The 14,292-nt window shown below is 71.4% G+C and carries 14 protein-coding genes; 2 read left to right on the top strand and 12 right to left on the bottom strand.

Annotated elements, in window-relative coordinates:
• Positions 1 to 328 precede the first annotated feature (328 nt).
• On the top strand, positions 329 to 1,636 hold the full coding sequence (locus BJ975_RS14770; RefSeq protein WP_317628258.1) for an MATE family efflux transporter: 1,308 nt from the start codon (positions 329 to 331) through the stop codon (positions 1,634 to 1,636).
• Positions 1,637 to 1,699: 63 nt separating this feature from the next.
• Complete coding sequence (locus BJ975_RS14775) at positions 1,700 to 2,098, top strand: hypothetical protein (protein WP_179427289.1); 399 nt, start codon at positions 1,700 to 1,702, stop codon at positions 2,096 to 2,098.
• A gap of 79 nt (positions 2,099 to 2,177) precedes the next feature.
• Here the strand turns inward: BJ975_RS14775 and BJ975_RS14780 are convergent, their stop codons facing one another.
• From BJ975_RS14780 to BJ975_RS14835, 12 genes are all read right to left on the bottom strand, one after another.
• Positions 2,178 to 2,957 carry a siderophore-interacting protein gene (locus BJ975_RS14780; protein WP_179427291.1) on the bottom strand — a complete coding sequence of 260 codons (780 nt, stop codon included), beginning with the start codon at positions 2,955 to 2,957 and terminating at the stop codon, positions 2,178 to 2,180.
• Positions 2,957 to 4,654, bottom strand: a complete 1,698-nt coding sequence (locus tag BJ975_RS14785; protein ID WP_179427293.1) for an ABC transporter family substrate-binding protein — start codon at positions 4,652 to 4,654, stop codon at positions 2,957 to 2,959. Before BJ975_RS14785 ends, BJ975_RS14780 begins: the two co-directional genes overlap by 1 nt.
• Positions 4,651 to 5,097, bottom strand: coding sequence for a 50S ribosomal protein L9 (rplI, locus tag BJ975_RS14790; protein ID WP_179427295.1), 447 nt, complete (start codon positions 5,095 to 5,097; stop codon positions 4,651 to 4,653). The genes BJ975_RS14785 and rplI overlap by 4 nt, the downstream gene beginning before the upstream one ends.
• Before the next feature lie 18 nt (positions 5,098 to 5,115).
• Positions 5,116 to 5,352, bottom strand: a complete 237-nt coding sequence (gene rpsR / locus BJ975_RS14795) for a 30S ribosomal protein S18 (RefSeq protein WP_067861076.1) — start codon at positions 5,350 to 5,352, stop codon at positions 5,116 to 5,118.
• Between the two features lie 36 nt (positions 5,353 to 5,388).
• The gene (locus tag BJ975_RS14800) at positions 5,389 to 5,964 is read right to left on the bottom strand and encodes a single-stranded DNA-binding protein (RefSeq protein WP_179427297.1); all 576 of its coding nucleotides are present in this window, start codon (positions 5,962 to 5,964) and stop codon (positions 5,389 to 5,391) included.
• Positions 5,965 to 6,040: 76 nt separating this feature from the next.
• Positions 6,041 to 6,334 (bottom strand): 30S ribosomal protein S6, encoded by a 294-nt coding sequence (gene rpsF, locus BJ975_RS14805; protein ID WP_179428349.1) that lies wholly within the window; start codon positions 6,332 to 6,334, stop codon positions 6,041 to 6,043.
• 128 nt (positions 6,335 to 6,462) lie between these two features.
• Positions 6,463 to 9,021: an ABC transporter permease gene (locus BJ975_RS14810; RefSeq protein ID WP_179427299.1), complete on the bottom strand. Its 2,559-nt coding sequence runs from the start codon at positions 9,019 to 9,021 to the stop codon at positions 6,463 to 6,465.
• A gap of 1 nt (position 9,022) precedes the next feature.
• Positions 9,023 to 9,766: an ABC transporter ATP-binding protein gene (locus BJ975_RS14815; protein WP_179427302.1), complete on the bottom strand. Its 744-nt coding sequence runs from the start codon at positions 9,764 to 9,766 to the stop codon at positions 9,023 to 9,025.
• A gap of 52 nt (positions 9,767 to 9,818) precedes the next feature.
• On the bottom strand, positions 9,819 to 10,892 hold the full coding sequence (locus BJ975_RS14820) for an aldo/keto reductase (RefSeq protein WP_179427304.1): 1,074 nt from the start codon (positions 10,890 to 10,892) through the stop codon (positions 9,819 to 9,821).
• 62 nt (positions 10,893 to 10,954) lie between these two features.
• Complete coding sequence (locus BJ975_RS14825) at positions 10,955 to 11,791, bottom strand: transglutaminase family protein (protein WP_223303159.1); 837 nt, start codon at positions 11,789 to 11,791, stop codon at positions 10,955 to 10,957.
• Between the two features lie 37 nt (positions 11,792 to 11,828).
• Positions 11,829 to 12,755 (bottom strand): alpha-E domain-containing protein, encoded by a 927-nt coding sequence (locus tag BJ975_RS14830; protein ID WP_179427308.1) that lies wholly within the window; start codon positions 12,753 to 12,755, stop codon positions 11,829 to 11,831.
• The gene (locus BJ975_RS14835) at positions 12,755 to 14,284 is read right to left on the bottom strand and encodes a circularly permuted type 2 ATP-grasp protein (protein ID WP_317628257.1); all 1,530 of its coding nucleotides are present in this window, start codon (positions 14,282 to 14,284) and stop codon (positions 12,755 to 12,757) included. Before BJ975_RS14835 ends, BJ975_RS14830 begins: the two co-directional genes overlap by 1 nt.
• Positions 14,285 to 14,292: the final 8 nt, after the last annotated feature.

The following is a 14,292-nucleotide window of genomic DNA, read 5'->3' on the forward strand; positions in this document are numbered from 1 at the left end:
CCCCCGGCGCGGGACATCCACCTCGGGTGACCTTACGGGCCGGTAGGAGCAGGGTCGAGACAGCGGTGCACAGGGGGTGTGAAGAACTGCGGCAAAGCTGTGGAAAACGCCGGGGGCGAGTGTGCACAGTCGGTGGACGAATCTGTGGAAAGACGTGTGTGGCACGCGTCACACAGGGCTCTGACCTGCGGAAACGTGAGTCACACGGTGTGGAGCGAGGAATCCGGGGTGTGATTTTCACGGCCGAGGTTTTCCACGGGCGCTAGCACGCCGAGCACCGACATGTCGATAAATCCACCACATTCGTCACAGGAGTATCGTCGCCCGCGTGCCGATCCCCTCTCTCGACCGCCGGATCCTGGCCATCACCCTCCCCGCCTTCGCCGCGCTGATCTGCGAGCCCCTCATGCTGATGGCCGACACGGCCATCGTCGGACACCTCGGACGGGCCGAGCTGGCGGCCCTCGGAGCGGCCTCCACGATCCTGACGACCATCGTCGGACTGTGCGTCTTCCTGGCCTACGGCAGCACCGCGACGGTCGCGCGGCACCAGGGCGCCGGCGAGCCGCGGCGGGCTCTCGAGTCCGCGCTCGGCGGCGTCTGGCTGGCTCTGCTCATCGGCGTCGTCCTGGGCGTCCTCGCCGCGCTCACCGCCGGGCCGCTCGGCGGGGCGCTGGCCAGCTCGGCGCAGGTCGCCGACCTCACCACCCAGTACCTGACGATCGCCGCCGCGAGCATCCCCGCCGTGCTGCTCGTCCTGGCCGCCACGGGCGCGCTGCGCGGCGTGCTGGACCTGCGCACCCCACTGATGGTGATGATCGCCGCGAACGTCCTCAACGTCGTGCTGACCGTGGCGCTGGTCTACGGCGCCGACCTCGGTATCCGCGGCGCGGCACTCGGCCTCGTGCTGGCGCAGTGGGCGGCGGCACTCGCCCTGGTGGGACAGGTCGTCCGGCGCAGCCGTGCCGCCCAGGCCTCTGCGCGGCTGCAGTGGGCCGACGTCGTCCGCGCCGGCCACGACGGGGTGCCACTGCTGCTGCGCACCCTCAGCCTGCGCGCCGTGCTGCTCCTCGCGACCCTCGTGGCCGCCGGCTTCGGCGACGCCTCCCTGGCCGCCCACCAGATCGCGACCACGATCGTCATGCTGCTGGCGTTCGCCCTCGACGCGTTCGCGATCGCGGCCCAGACCCTCACGGGCCACTCCCTCGGCGCGGGCGACGCGGAGGGCACCCGCCACGTCACCCGCCGCGTGATCGCGTGGGGTCTCGGCTTCGGCATCGTGTCGGGCGTGCTGCTGGCCGTCACCTCACCGTGGGTCGCTCGCGCCTTCACCCCCGACGCCGACGTGCGCGCGGCCGCGATCCCCGCCCTGCTCATCGTGGCGCTCATCCAGCCCGTGTCCGGCGTCGTCTTCGTCCTCGACGGCGTGCTGATCGGCGCGGGCGACGGCGTCTACCTCGCGTGGGCCGGACTCGTCACGCTGCTCGTCTACACGCCGGTGGCCCTGCTGATCCGCGAGACCGAGGCCGGATTCACGTGGCTGTGGGCGGCCTACGCGCTGTTCCAGGCCACGCGCTGGGTGACCCTCTGGCTGCGCCAGCGCGGCGACCGGTGGCTCGTCCTCGGCGCGCGCTGAGATCCCGCCGAACGTTCACGTGCGTTTCAGCCCACTGACAGGTTCGCCCGCTGAGGTGGAGACATGAGCCTTCCCGTCATCGACGCCCTCCGGGGCCCGCGCTCACGTCGCGACCGCATCGGCCGCGTCTACGTCGTCTCCACCTCCGAGCTCGACTCGGTGCTGCGGCACCTCGGGCCGCACGAGGTCGTCTCGCACGAGGGACTGGCCAGCCACGTGGTCCGCGGGACCACACGACCCGTCGGCTGGCTGCGTCTCGTCGGGCGTCCGCGTCACGTGCCGTGCGGCGATGTCGACCGCACCGAGATCGACCTCCCGAACGGCCGCGCCTGGATCGACCGCGAGCTCGGCACCCAGCGGGTCGTCGTGCGCACGTGGGCCCCGCGCGACGGCTCCGAGCTCGACCACACGCTGTGGTGGCAGGGCCACTCGGTGGCCGCCCGTCAGCTCCACGCGGCCTGACTGAACGAGGTTTCCTGTCACTTCACGTGGTCCGCAAACCTCGTGAAGTGACAGTTTCCCCGGTTAACCGGGGAAACCGTCAGCGCCGCCAGTACCCGGTGGCATCGAGGCAGTCGCGCGGGACGGCGCGGTCGTCGGCGAGGTGGCGGCGCACCTGGCGCACGGCCCCGGACTCGCCCGCGACCCAGCAGAACGTGGGCACGTCGGACCACGGCAGGTCGCGCACGGCCTCTACCCAGGCGTCGGCGCCGTGCACCCACCGCACCGTGACGCCGGGCCGCTCGGGCAGGTCCTGGATGCCGGCGGGCGAGGCGACCTCGACCACGACGTCGGCGGTCATCGTGCCCGGCCAGGCGTCGAGCAGCCGAGCGATGGCCGGCAGCGCGGTCTCGTCGCCCGCCAGCACCATCCGCTCGACCCCCTCGGGCAGCAGCAGCGACCGGGTGGGGCCGACGATCCACGCCGGGTCGCCCGGAGCGGCCCGACGCGCCCAGCCCGCCGCGAAGCCGCCCTCGTGCAGCACGAAGTCGAGGTCGAGCTCGCCGTCGGCGAACCGTCGCGGTGTGTAGTCCTTGGCCACGGGACGGCCGCCCGCACCACCCCACTCGAGACGATCGGGGCCCTGCACCGGCAGCGGCGGGCGATCGGTGCCGTCGAGCGGCACGAGCAGCTTCACATGGTCGTCGAAGCCCTCGGAGCGGAACGGCGCGGCGGTGCCGCCGGCGACCTCGAACTCCTCCAGCTGCTCGCCGGCCAGGGTGACTCGGCGCGTGGACTCGGTGACGTCGGCGACCCGCACGACACGCAGCTCGCGCAGGATCGTGGGCCAGGCCACCGCCCGGCGCCGGGTGCGGGCCATCAGTCGCCCTTCTTCTTCGCCGCGAACCCGACCTCGGTCCAGTCCGTGTCGGCCAGCGCCGCGGGGCCGTAGTTGCGCACCGTGGGGTCGACCGCCAGCACCTGCGGGACGACCGCGAGCGGCATGATCGACGCCTGCGCCCGCGCGACCTCGTCGATCTCGGCCACCTGGCGGGCCCGGGCGTCGTCGTCGAGCTCGGCGATCGCGTCGTCGAACGCCTGGCCGATCGCCTTGGACGCCTTGCCGGTGAAGTTCATCGGGCTGTCGATCGGGGTGAACAGGCGCCGCGTGTCGGCGAGTTCGAACGGCCGCACGCCCCACGCGAACGTGGTGAGGTCGAAGTCCAGCGGGATGACGACCTTCTCGAAGAACGTGGGGCCCGGCACCGTGGTGACCTTCACGCGGATGCCGATCTCGGCGAGGTCCTCGGCGATCGCCTCGGCCCGCTGCACGGCGCCCGAACGGGTGTCGGGCACGGGCAGGCTGAGGGTGAGGGGCTTGCCCTTGCGCAGCGCGGGGCCGGCGCCGTCCTTGCGCCGCCACCCGGCCTTCGCGAGCAGCTTCTCGGCGCGGGCGAGGTCGCGGGCCACCGGCTGGCCGGCCGGGGCGCCGACCTGGCCCGGCAGCAGCACGACCGAGTCCATCGCCACCGCCTCGACGCCGTAGCGCTTCGAGGTGTCGTCGACGATTCCGGGCCCATCGACCGCGAGCATGACGGCCCGCCGGACGTCGGCGTCGGCGAGCGCGCCGGTGCCGCCGTTGATCGTCAGGTGAGACCACTCCGAGCCGAGCGCCGAGCGCACGTCGGCTTTCGCGAGGGCCTCGCGGTTCGCCGGGGTCACCGGCGCGGACTCGAGCTCACCGGCGGTGAACGCCTGGGCGAGCACGTCCTCGTCGCCGATCCGCCACACGATCGAGTCGAGCCGGCCCGGCTCGCCCCACCATCGCGGGTTGCGCTCGAGGGTGATCGTGCCGGTGCGGCGCTCGATCTCGGCGACCACGTACGGGCCGTTCGCCGAGGGCGCCTTCGTGGCAAGGCCGCGGTTGAACGTCTTCGCCGACTTCGTGTACGCCTTCGGCAGCGTGGGGTAGACCGCCGCCGGCCAGTCGGCGGTGGGCTCCTCGAACTCGACCTCGTACGCGAACTTCCCGTCGGGCTCGACCGAGTCGACGAGGTCGTAGACGGGCGGCGGCGCGGCGGCGAACTCGTCGTCCTGCATCGCGTCGACCCAGGCGACCATGTCGGCCGAGGTGATGGAGGTGCCGCCCTGCCAGACGGCGCGGCGGTTGAGCTCGACGCGGACGGTCAGCGGGTCCTTGTCGACGACCTCGACGCTGCTGGCGTAGTCGGTGTCGACCGACCACGAGCCGTCCGGGCCCACCCGCACGGCGCTGCCGAGGGTGGGCTCGAGGATCTGGGGCGCGGTGCTGGCGACGCCGTCGGTGTGCACCGGGTTGAACTGCGCGGGGAACGAGGTGATGCCCAGGCGCAGGGTGCCGCCGTCGCGGACGTCGGCCCGCTCGGCCGCGTGCACGTCGGCCATCGGCAGCGACGTGTCCTCCTCCGCGGCGGTCTTCTCGCCGGAGGAGTCGTCTCCCCCGCCGCCGAGGCAGCCGGCGAGCAGCAGGCCCGCCAGTGCCCCGACAGCAAGGCGCCGGGCCCCGCGTGAAGCGGGACCCGGCGTCTTGAGGATCACTTGGAGGCGACGACGTTCAGCTTGACCGTCGCGACGACCTCGGGGTGCACGCGGACGGAGACCGTGTGCGCGCCGAGGCTCTTGATCGGGTTGCCGACCTCGATACGACGCTTGTCGACCTTCGCGCCGGCCTGGGCCAGCGCGTCGGCGATGTCGGTGACGGTGACGGCGCCGAACAGGCGGCCGCCCTCACCGGCGTGGGCCGGGACGTTGATCGGCGACGACTCGAGGTTGCCCTTGATCGACTGGGCGGTCTCGAGGTCGTGCACGGCGCGCGCGTCACGCGCGGCCTTGATCGACTCGACCTGCTTGGCCGCGCCCTTCGTCCAACGGATGGCGAAGTTGCGGGGCAGCAGGAAGTTGCGGCCGTAGCCGTCCTTGACCTCGACGATGTCGCCGGGCTGGCCGAGGTTGCTGACCTCGTGCGTGAGGATGAGCTTCATCTGTCTCGTGCTCCTGACTCAGCGACCGCTGGACGTGTAGGGCAGCAGCGCCATCTCGCGCGCGTTCTTGATCGCCTTGGCGATCTGGCGCTGCTCCTGGACGGAGACGCCGGTGACGCGACGGGCGCGGATCTTGCCGCGGTCGGAGATGAACTTGCGCAGCAGCGCAGTGTCCTTGTAGTCGATGGTGGTGACGCCGGCGGCCGCGAGCGGGTTGCTCTTCTTCTTCGGCTTCCGGACAACGGGCTTGGCCATGATGCTCCTGGAAATGTTCTTGCTACGTGTGATGGATCAGAAGGGAGGCTCGTCGCTGGAGCCGGATCCGCCGCCCCAGGGGTCGTTGCCCCCGGAAGGCGCCTGCGGCGCCGAGGGCTGGGCCCACGCGCTCGCATCGGACTGCTGACCGGGCTGCTGGCCACCGAAGCCGCCGGAGTTGCCACCGGCGTTGCCGCCGAAGCCTCCGGAGTTGCCCCCGCCGAAGCCGCCCTGGCCACCGCCGCCACCCGACGTGCGGGTGACCTGTGCGGTGGCGTTGCGCAGCGACGGGCCGACCTCGTCGACCGTCATCTCGACGCTCGTGCCGCGGCCGCCGTCCTGGCGCTCGTACTCACGGACCTTCAGGGCGCCGGTCACGATGACGCGGGTGCCCTTGGTCAGCGAGCCGGCGACGTTCTCGGCCAGCTGGCGCCAGGCCGAGCAGCGGATGAACAGCGTGTCGCCGTCCTTCCACTCGTTCGTCTGACGGTCGAACGTGCGCGCGGTGGACGCGACGGTGAAGTCGGCGACGGCCGCGCCCGACGGCGTGAACCGCAGTTCGGGATCGCGGGTCAGGTTGCCGACGAGGGTGATGGTGGTTTCGCCTGCCATGGATCAGCCTTCTCTCGAGGTGCTCTTCGCGACGAGTCTGTCGGATTCGGGAGACGGAATCACTCCGTCCACAGAATCACTTCGCGTCGGGACGCGTGACCTTCGTGCGGACGACGGACTCGTTCAGCGAGAGCTGGCGATCCAGCTCCTTGACCGAGTCGGGACCGGCGGACAGACCGATGACGGCGTAGATGCCCTCGGACTTCTTGTTGATCTCGTAGGCAAGACGGCGCTTGCCCCAGACGTCGATGTTGTCGACCGAGCCACCGTCGGCGACGATCGTGTTGTTGAGGTAGGTCGAGAGGCTCTTCTCGACGGAACGCTCATCGATGTCGGCATCGAGGATGACCATGACTTCGTACTTGCGCAGTGCCACTGCGGGTTCTCCTTTGGACTGAGCGGTGACGGGCTTTCCGTCACAGGAGGGTGTCGCCTCGAACGGCAACCTCACGAGTCTAGCAGCGGGCCGTCGTTCCGGACGAATCCGCCGATGCCCGGCTACTCGCCCGTGATCGCGCGCAGCACGTCGAGCCGCGCCGCGCGCCGGGCGGGCAGCACCGCGGCGAGCACGCCCACGAACGCCGAGACCACGACGAACACGGCGAGCGAGCCCGCCGGGATCGCGAGGTCGCTGATGCCGTCGTCGGCGAAGGAGCGCTGCAGCGCGACCCCGAACAGCAGGCCCGCCCCGATGCCCAGCACGGCGCCGAGGATCGCGATGGCGACCGACTCCAGGCGCACCATCCGACGCAGCTGCGGCCGGGTGAGACCGACCGCGCGCAGCAGGCCGATCTCGCGGGTGCGCTCGATGACGCTCAGCGCGAGCGTGTTCACGATGCCCAGCACCGCGATCACGATGGCCAGGCCCAGGAGCGCGTAGATGAGGTAGAGCAGCGTGTTCACCTGGGCCCGCTGCGCCTCGGCGTAGCTCTCCTTGTCCTGCACGACGATCGTGGGGTTGTCGCCGACGGCGCGCTCGAGGTTCGCGCGCACCGTGCCCGTGCCGGTGCCGGGGGCGGCGTTGACTGCAAGCGTGGTGTCGCCGCGCTGGATGCCGGCGGTGGTGACCGTGGACAGCGGCACTACCGCCTGCCCGACGATGTTGCTGTCGGCGAAGACGCCCGTGACCGTGGCCGGCACCTTGCCGGTGGTGAACGAGAGCTCGACCGTGTCGCCGGTGGTCTTGCCGAGGGACTCGGCCAGCGACTCGCTCAGCGCGATCGTGTCGTCTGCGGCGGGTGCCTGACCGGAGACGTAGTCGAGGTCGAAGACCTCGCCGAACCGCGCCGGGTCGGTGGCCGACCCGAACACCTGGCTGCCGTCGGCGCGGAACACGATCGCCTGGACCGGCGACACGGCGGCGACGCCCGGGACCTCGCTGACGCTCTTCGAGATGCCCGGCGAGAAGGCCTGACCGCTGACGTTCTGGATGACGAAGTCCGCCGAGAACTCGCGCTCGACCCCGGCGTCGATCGACTTATTGATGGAGGCGCCCAGGATCGACATCGTCGTGACCAGCGCGAGGCCGATCATGAGGGCGGAGGCGGTGGCGGCCGTGCGACGCGGGTTGCGGCGCGCGTTCTGGGCCGCGAGCAGGCCCACCGAGCGGTAGACCGTGCGGTAGAGCGCGCCGAAGACCGCGAGCACGGGCGTGGCGATGATCGGGCTGCCCAGCGCCACGGCCATCAGCACGCCGAAGATGCCGGCGCCCACCCAGATGATCGGTCGCGGCACGTCGAGCCACGACCCGGCGGCCATCGCGCCGGCACCGACGAGGCCGAACAGCAGCGCGATCACGAGGCGCCAGCGCAGCGAGGACTCCGGCATCGCGACCTCGTCGCGCATCGCGGCCACCGGCGGGACCCGCGCGGCACGCCGGGCGGGGATCCACGCCGCGAGCATCGTCACCAGCACGCCCACGACGTAGGACAGCACGACGGTGCGCAGGCGGAAGACCAACGACGTGCCCGACAGGTCGAGGCCGAAGTTGCTGAACAGCACCTTCAGCAGCATCGCCAGGCCGAAGCCCAGCGCCAGGCCGAGCGTGGACCCGATGACGCCGATGACGAAGGCCTCGGTGAGCACCGAGCGGCTGACCTGGCGGCGCGAGGCACCGAGGGCCCGCAGCAGCGCGAGCTCGCGGCTGCGCTGGGCCACCAGGATCGAGAACGTGTTGACGATGAGGAACGTGCCCACCACGAGCGCGATCCCGGCGAAGACCAGCAGGAACGTGTTGAGGAAGCCGAGCAGCTGGTCGAAGAGGTCCTTGGACTCCTCGGCGACGGCGTCGCCCGTGACCGCCTCGGTCCCCTCGGGGATGACCTTCGCGACCTCGTCGGCGACCTGCTGCTGCGTCGCGCCGGGTGCGGCCTCGACCTGGATGACGCTGTACGCGTCCTCTCCGCCGAGGAAGTACTGCTGCGCGCTCGCGTCGTCGAACATCACGAGGGTCGCGCCGGCGAGTCCACCGGAGGTGAAGTCGAAGAGGCCGACGAGCTTGGCCTTGAGGATCGGCGGGTCCGCCGGCAGCGCGATCTTGACAGTGTCGCCGACCCGGTAGCCCGCGACCTCGGCCGAGCGCGTGTCGAGCGCGACCTCGCCCTCCGCCGCCGGGGGACGGCCGCGCTCCCAGCTCAGCATCTGCTGGCCTGCGGCGTTGGGGATCGGGTCGGCAGGCCCGGCGTTGAGTGCGATCGTCGGGGCGCCGGTGCCGCCGAGCAGCTTGTTGTTCTTCTTCACCACGAAGAGGCCACCGCCGTTGACGGCACCCTCGGCACGCGCCACGTCGGGCAGTGCCGCGACATCGTCCACGACGGAAGCCGGGATCGTGCGCGCCTCGCGGTTGACGCTCATCGCGATGGCGTCGCCGTCTCCGGTGACCGGCCGCACGGCGACGTCGGTGACCGTGCCGTACGCGATCTGGTCGAAGCTCCGGCCGATCGTGTCGGTGAACACCAGCGAGCCGGACAGGAACGCGATCCCCAGCACGATCGCGAAGGCGCTCAGGAGCAGGCGGACCTTGCGGGCGACGAGGTTGCGCCAGGTGACCCGTCGCACGTCACGCGCCGATCCGGCGCTGCACCGCGCTCATGCGCTCGAGGACCTTCTCGGCGGTGGGCTCGCGCAGCTCGGACACGACGCGGCCGTCGGCGAGGTAGACGACCCGGTCGGTGTAGCTCGCGGCGTGGGGGTCGTGCGTGACCATGACGATCGTCTGGCCGAACTCGTCCACGCTGCGGCGCAGGAACGAGAGGACCTCGGCGCCCGAGGTGGAGTCGAGGTTGCCGGTGGGCTCGTCGGCGAACACGATCGACGGCCGACTGACCAGCGCCCGCGCGCACGCGACGCGCTGCTGCTGCCCGCCCGACATCTCGTTCGGGCGGTGCTTGAGGCGGTCGGCGAGGCCGACGGCGTCGATGACGTTGCGGTACCAGGTGGGGTCGGGCTTGCGGTTCGCGATCGACAGCGGCAGCAGGATGTTCTCCTCGGCCGTGAGGGTGGGCACGAGGTTGAACGCCTGGAAGACGAACCCGATCTTCTCGCGGCGCATCACCGTGAGCGCCTTGTCGTCGAGCTTGGCCAGGGTGGTGGGGCCGATCGTGACCCGGCCGGAGTCGGGGGTGTCCAGCGCGGCCATGCAGTGCATGAGCGTGGACTTGCCCGAGCCGGACGGTCCCATCACGGCGGTGAACTCGCCCTCGTAGATCTCGAGCGAGACGCCGTCCAGCGCTCGGACCTGGGCGTCGCCCTTGCCGTAGGTCTTCGTGAGCTCGTGCGCGTGCGCCGCGACGGTCTTCTCCATGGCGGAGAGCCTAGGCGAGAAACGCCCAGAATCCATGCGGTGTCACTCAGAGTTACACGATGTGAGCAGAACCACCCCAGAGGTCGACCCGCGCATCGGCGTCGTGGCCGACCAGCTCGTCGATCCTCTCGAGCTCCTCGGCGGTGAAGTCCGTGCTGCTCGCGGCGGCCACGTTCTCGTCGAGCTGGCGGGTGCTGGAGGCGCCGATCAGGGCTGACGTGGCCGCGCCCGGACGCAGCACCCAGGCGATCGCGAGCTGGGCCAGGGTCTGACCACGCTCGCGCGCCACGTCGGCCAGACCGCGCAGCCGGTCGCGGTTGCCCTCGACCACCGAGGCGTCGAACGACGACCGCCCCCCGGACCGCTCGACCGGCTCGTCGCCGAGGTAGCGGTCGGTGAGCAGGCCCTGCGCGAGCGGCGTGAAGGCGATCGAGCCCATGCCCGTGTCCTCCAGGGTGGCGAACAGCTCGTCCTCGACCCAGCGGTTGACCATCGAGTACGCGGGCTGGTGGATCACCAGCGGCGTGCCGAGGTCGGCCGCCACCTCGGCCGCGCGCCGCGTGCGCTCGGCCGAGTACGAGGAGATGCCCACGTAGAGGGCCTTGCCCTGGCGCACCGCGGTGTCGAGCGCGCCCACGGTCTCCTCGACGGGCGTGTCCGGATCGGCACGGTGCGAGTAGAAGATGTCGACGTGGTCGAGGCTCATCCGCTGCAGCGACGCGTCGAGGCTCGACAGCAGGTACTTGCGCGACCCGAGGAAGCCGTACGGGCCCGGCCACATGTCCCAGCCGGCCTTCGTGGAGATGACGAGCTCGTCGCGGTAGGGCGCGAAGTCACCGCGCATCATGCGGCCGAAGTTCTCCTCGGCGGAGCCGTAGGGCGGGCCGTAGTTGTTGGCCAGGTCGAAGTGCGAGATGCCGAGGTCGAACGCGTGGCGCAGCACCTCGCGCTGGGTGTCGAACGTGCGGTTGTCGCCGAAGTTCCACCACAGGCCGAGGCTGATCGGGGGCAGCAGCAGGCCCGACCGGCCCACGCGGCGGTACTCCAGGCCCTGGTAGCGGTCGGCGTCGGCCTGCCACGGCTGATGGGTCTCGGGAACGCGGTTGCGGGTCCAGTCGGTGCTCATGGCTCCACCGTAGGGCGCGCCGCGGACACCGGCGACCGGCGCGGGAGCCAACCGTCCCGCGCTCAGGCCAGGCGAGTGATCTCGACCTCGACGGCGGTGCTGAACTCACCGCTGGTGGAGTAGATGCCGCGCAGGTTCGGGTTGTCGTCGAAGTCGCGGCCGCGGGAGACCACGATGTGGCGCTCGCCCGGGGCCTCGCCGTGCGTGACGTCCCAGCCCACCCAGCGGCCGTCCCACCACTCGAGCCAGGCGTGCGGCTCGGACGCCACGGGAGCGTCGACCTCCGGGTCGGCCTCGGGGTGCACGTAGCCGGCCACGAAGCGCGCCGGGACCTGCGCGTGGCGGAGCGCGCCGATCGCGACGTGGGTGATGTCGTGCGTGACGCCCTTGCCGGACTCCCAGGTCTCCTCGGCGGTCGCGCTGACGTGGGTGGCCGCGACGAGGCGCTTGACGCGACCGCGGATCAGCTCGACGACCCGCTCCACGTAGGCGCTCGGGGCGGCGGACTCGGCGCGGATCGCATCGAGCTCGGCCACGAGGGACTCGGCGGGGCGCACCTTGTCCTGCTGGTGCACGAACTCGCAGTACCGGTCGAGGGTGTTGGCGTCGAGAGCGTCCCAGCCGATCGACTCGCCGGGCTCGGCCGGGTCGGCGGTGTCGACCACCGACGTGGCCACGACGGTGAGCTCGTCGTGCGGGTCGGTCACCTCGAACGCGGTGACCGTGGCGCCCCAGTAGTCGCGGTACTCCTGCGACCACGCGGTCGGCGCGATCTCCAGGCGCGTGCGGCGGACGTACTGGTCGGCGGTGGTCTGCGGCGTCAGGCGGGCCTCGCTGTACGAGGCCACCGTCGGCTCGGAGTAGGTGTAGGTCGTCGCGTGACGCACCCGCATACGCATGCTCACGCCGCCACCTCGTTCACTCGCTGACGCTCGCTCACAGTGACACCCTCCCCGTCCAGCTGTGCCAGTCCTCCTGCGCGAAGTACCGCGCCGTGATCGCGTCGCTCGCGGCGGCACAGGCGCGCTGCAGGCGCTCCATCTCGAACGGCATCGTCTCGAGGATCTCGTTCAGGGGGCGGTACTCGATCTCGGTGCGCGCCCGGCCCAGCAGCCGCAGGCCCTCGTCGGAGAAGCCCGCGCGACGGCCGGCGACGTCGAGCCGGGTCAGCGCCCGCTCGGCCTCGCTCAGGCTCGACACGATCGAGCGCGGGAACCACCGGTCGAGCAGCAGGTACTCGGCGGCGGCGGTGTCGCGCTCGATGCCGCGGTAGGTCCGCAGGAAGCTCTCGTAGCCGCCGCAGGCGCGCAGCGTGTTCTGCCACGCGATCCCCGAGGCGCCGGCGCTGGCCGCGGTGGACAGCAGCCGGGCGGTCATGTCGGTGCGCTCGATGCTGCGGCCCAGGACGTAGAAGTACCAGCCCTGGTCGCGCGGCATGGAGTCGTCGGCGGTGCCCGAGATCATCGCGGTGCGGCGACGCACCCAGTTGAACATCTCCACCGGGCGCATCGACGTGGCGGCCGGGACGCCCTGCCACGTGGTGTTGATCGCCGACCAGACGTCGGTGGAGAGGGTCTCGCGGGCGCTGCGGGCGGCCTCGCGCATCGAGCCGATCACCGAGGCGATCGCGCTCGGCGACTTCTGGTCGTAGGCCAGCAGGTCGAGCATCGACCAACGGTTGGGCACGCCCTCGAAGTCCTCGATGCCCATGACGGCGAACAGCTGCTGGCAGCTGGTGACCTCGTCGGTGGCGGGGTCCTCCACGAGCATCTGCATCTGCACGTCGAGCAGGCGCGCGGTGTCGTCGGCTCGCTCCAGGTAGCGGCCGATCCAGAAGAGCGACTCGGCGATGCGGCTGAGCATCAGGCCTCCCCCCTCAGCGGAGCGGTGATCGGTGCCATGGTCTGCGTGCTGGTGACGGGGTCGAGGTCGTCGTCGGGCTCCTCGATCGGCTCGGTGGGCCGGGCCAGCACCCACGTGTCCTTCGAGCCGCCGCCGCGGCTGGAGTTCACGATCAGCTCGCCCTCGGGAAGCGCCACGCGGGTGAGGCCGCCGGGCAGGACCCACACGTCGTCGCCGTCGTTGACCGCGAACGGGCGCAGGTCGACGTGACGCGGACGGATGCCGTCCTCCACGAGCGTGGGCACGGTGGACAGCGAGATCACCGGCTGGGCGATCCAGTCGCGCGGCGCCGCGATGACCTTGGCGCGCAGCTCGTCGAGCTCCTCGCCGGTGGCCGACGGGCCGATCACGATGCCCTTGCCGCCCGAGCCGTCGACCGGCTTGAGCACGAGCTCGTCGAGGCGGTCGAGCACCTCCTCGCGCTGTTCGGCGTCGCCGCAGCGCCACGTGTCGACGTTGCGCAGGATCGGCTCCTCGTGCAGGTAGTACCGGATCAGGTCGGGCACGTAGGTGTAGAGCAGCTTGTCGTCGGCGACGCCGTTGCCGACCGCGTTGGCGATCGTCACGTTGCCGGCGCGCGCGGCGTTGATGAGGCCGGGGACGCCCAGCGCGGAGTCGGCGCGGAACGACAGCGGGTCGAGGAAGTCGTCGTCGATGCGGCGGTAGATGACGTGCACCGGCGCGAGGCCGTCGGTGGTGCGCATCATGACGCGGCCGCCGTGGCACACCAGGTCGCGGCCCTCGACGAGCTCGACGCCCATCGTGCGCGCCAGCAGCGTGTGCTCGAAGTACGCGGAGTTGTAGACGCCGGGGGTCAGGACGACGACGGTCGGGTCGCTCACGCCGGCGGGCGCCGCGGCGCGCAGGGCCGAGAGCAGCTGGCGCGAGTAGCGCGCGACGGGCCGGATGCGGTGGTCGGCGAAGACCTCGGGCAGGCCGCTGGACATCGCACGGCGGTTGGTCATGACGTAGGAGACGCCCGACGGCACGCGCGCGTTGTCCTCCAGCACGCGGAAGTCGCCGTTCCCATCGCGGATCAGGTCGATGCCCGAGACGTGGATCCGCACGCCGTTCGCGGGGTCGATGCCGGCGACGACGCGGTGGTAGTGGCTCGAGGTCACGACGGTCTCGCGCGGGACGACGCCGTCGCGGAAGAGCTCTCCGGCGCCGTACGCGTCGGCCAGGAACGCCTCGAGCGCCTTGACCCGCTGCTTGACGCCGGCCTCGACCTCGTCCCAGGCGTCGGCCTCGATGATGCGCGGCACGATGTCGAGCGGGAAGGGTCGCTCCTCGCCCGCGACGCCGAACGTGATGCCCTGCTCGAGGTAGGACGAGGCGAGCCCGTCGGCCCGCTGACGGACCTCCTCGGGCGGCATCTTGCCGAAGGCCGCGTGCACGGCGGTGTAGAGGTCGCGGACGCCCGACTCGCCGTACATCTCGTCGTAGCCCGCGACGGGTCCGTATCCCTCGAACAGCTGCGCCTCGGTCACGAGACCAC

This window comes from Aeromicrobium tamlense, from assembly GCF_013408555.1.
GTDB classification, from domain to species: domain Bacteria; phylum Actinomycetota; class Actinomycetes; order Propionibacteriales; family Nocardioidaceae; genus Aeromicrobium; species Aeromicrobium tamlense.

What these genes read in the sequence shown, in the direction of transcription:
- BJ975_RS14800 (WP_179427297.1), bottom strand. Translation starts at nt 5,964, where the DNA reads ATGGCAGGCGAAACCACCATCACCCTCGTCGGCAACCTGACCCGCGAT.
- BJ975_RS14820 (WP_179427304.1), bottom strand. Translation starts at nt 10,892, where the DNA reads ATGAGCACCGACTGGACCCGCAACCGCGTTCCCGAGACCCATCAGCCG.
- rpsR (WP_067861076.1), bottom strand. Translation starts at nt 5,352, where the DNA reads ATGGCCAAGCCCGTTGTCCGGAAGCCGAAGAAGAAGAGCAACCCGCTC.
- BJ975_RS14775 (WP_179427289.1), top strand. Translation starts at nt 1,700, where the DNA reads ATGAGCCTTCCCGTCATCGACGCCCTCCGGGGCCCGCGCTCACGTCGC.
- BJ975_RS14825 (WP_223303159.1), bottom strand. Translation starts at nt 11,791, where the DNA reads ATGCGTATGCGGGTGCGTCACGCGACGACCTACACCTACTCCGAGCCG.
- BJ975_RS14780 (WP_179427291.1), bottom strand. Translation starts at nt 2,957, where the DNA reads ATGGCCCGCACCCGGCGCCGGGCGGTGGCCTGGCCCACGATCCTGCGC.
- BJ975_RS14815 (WP_179427302.1), bottom strand. Translation starts at nt 9,766, where the DNA reads ATGGAGAAGACCGTCGCGGCGCACGCGCACGAGCTCACGAAGACCTAC.
- rplI (WP_179427295.1), bottom strand. Translation starts at nt 5,097, where the DNA reads ATGAAGCTCATCCTCACGCACGAGGTCAGCAACCTCGGCCAGCCCGGC.
- BJ975_RS14830 (WP_179427308.1), bottom strand. Translation starts at nt 12,755, where the DNA reads ATGCTCAGCCGCATCGCCGAGTCGCTCTTCTGGATCGGCCGCTACCTG.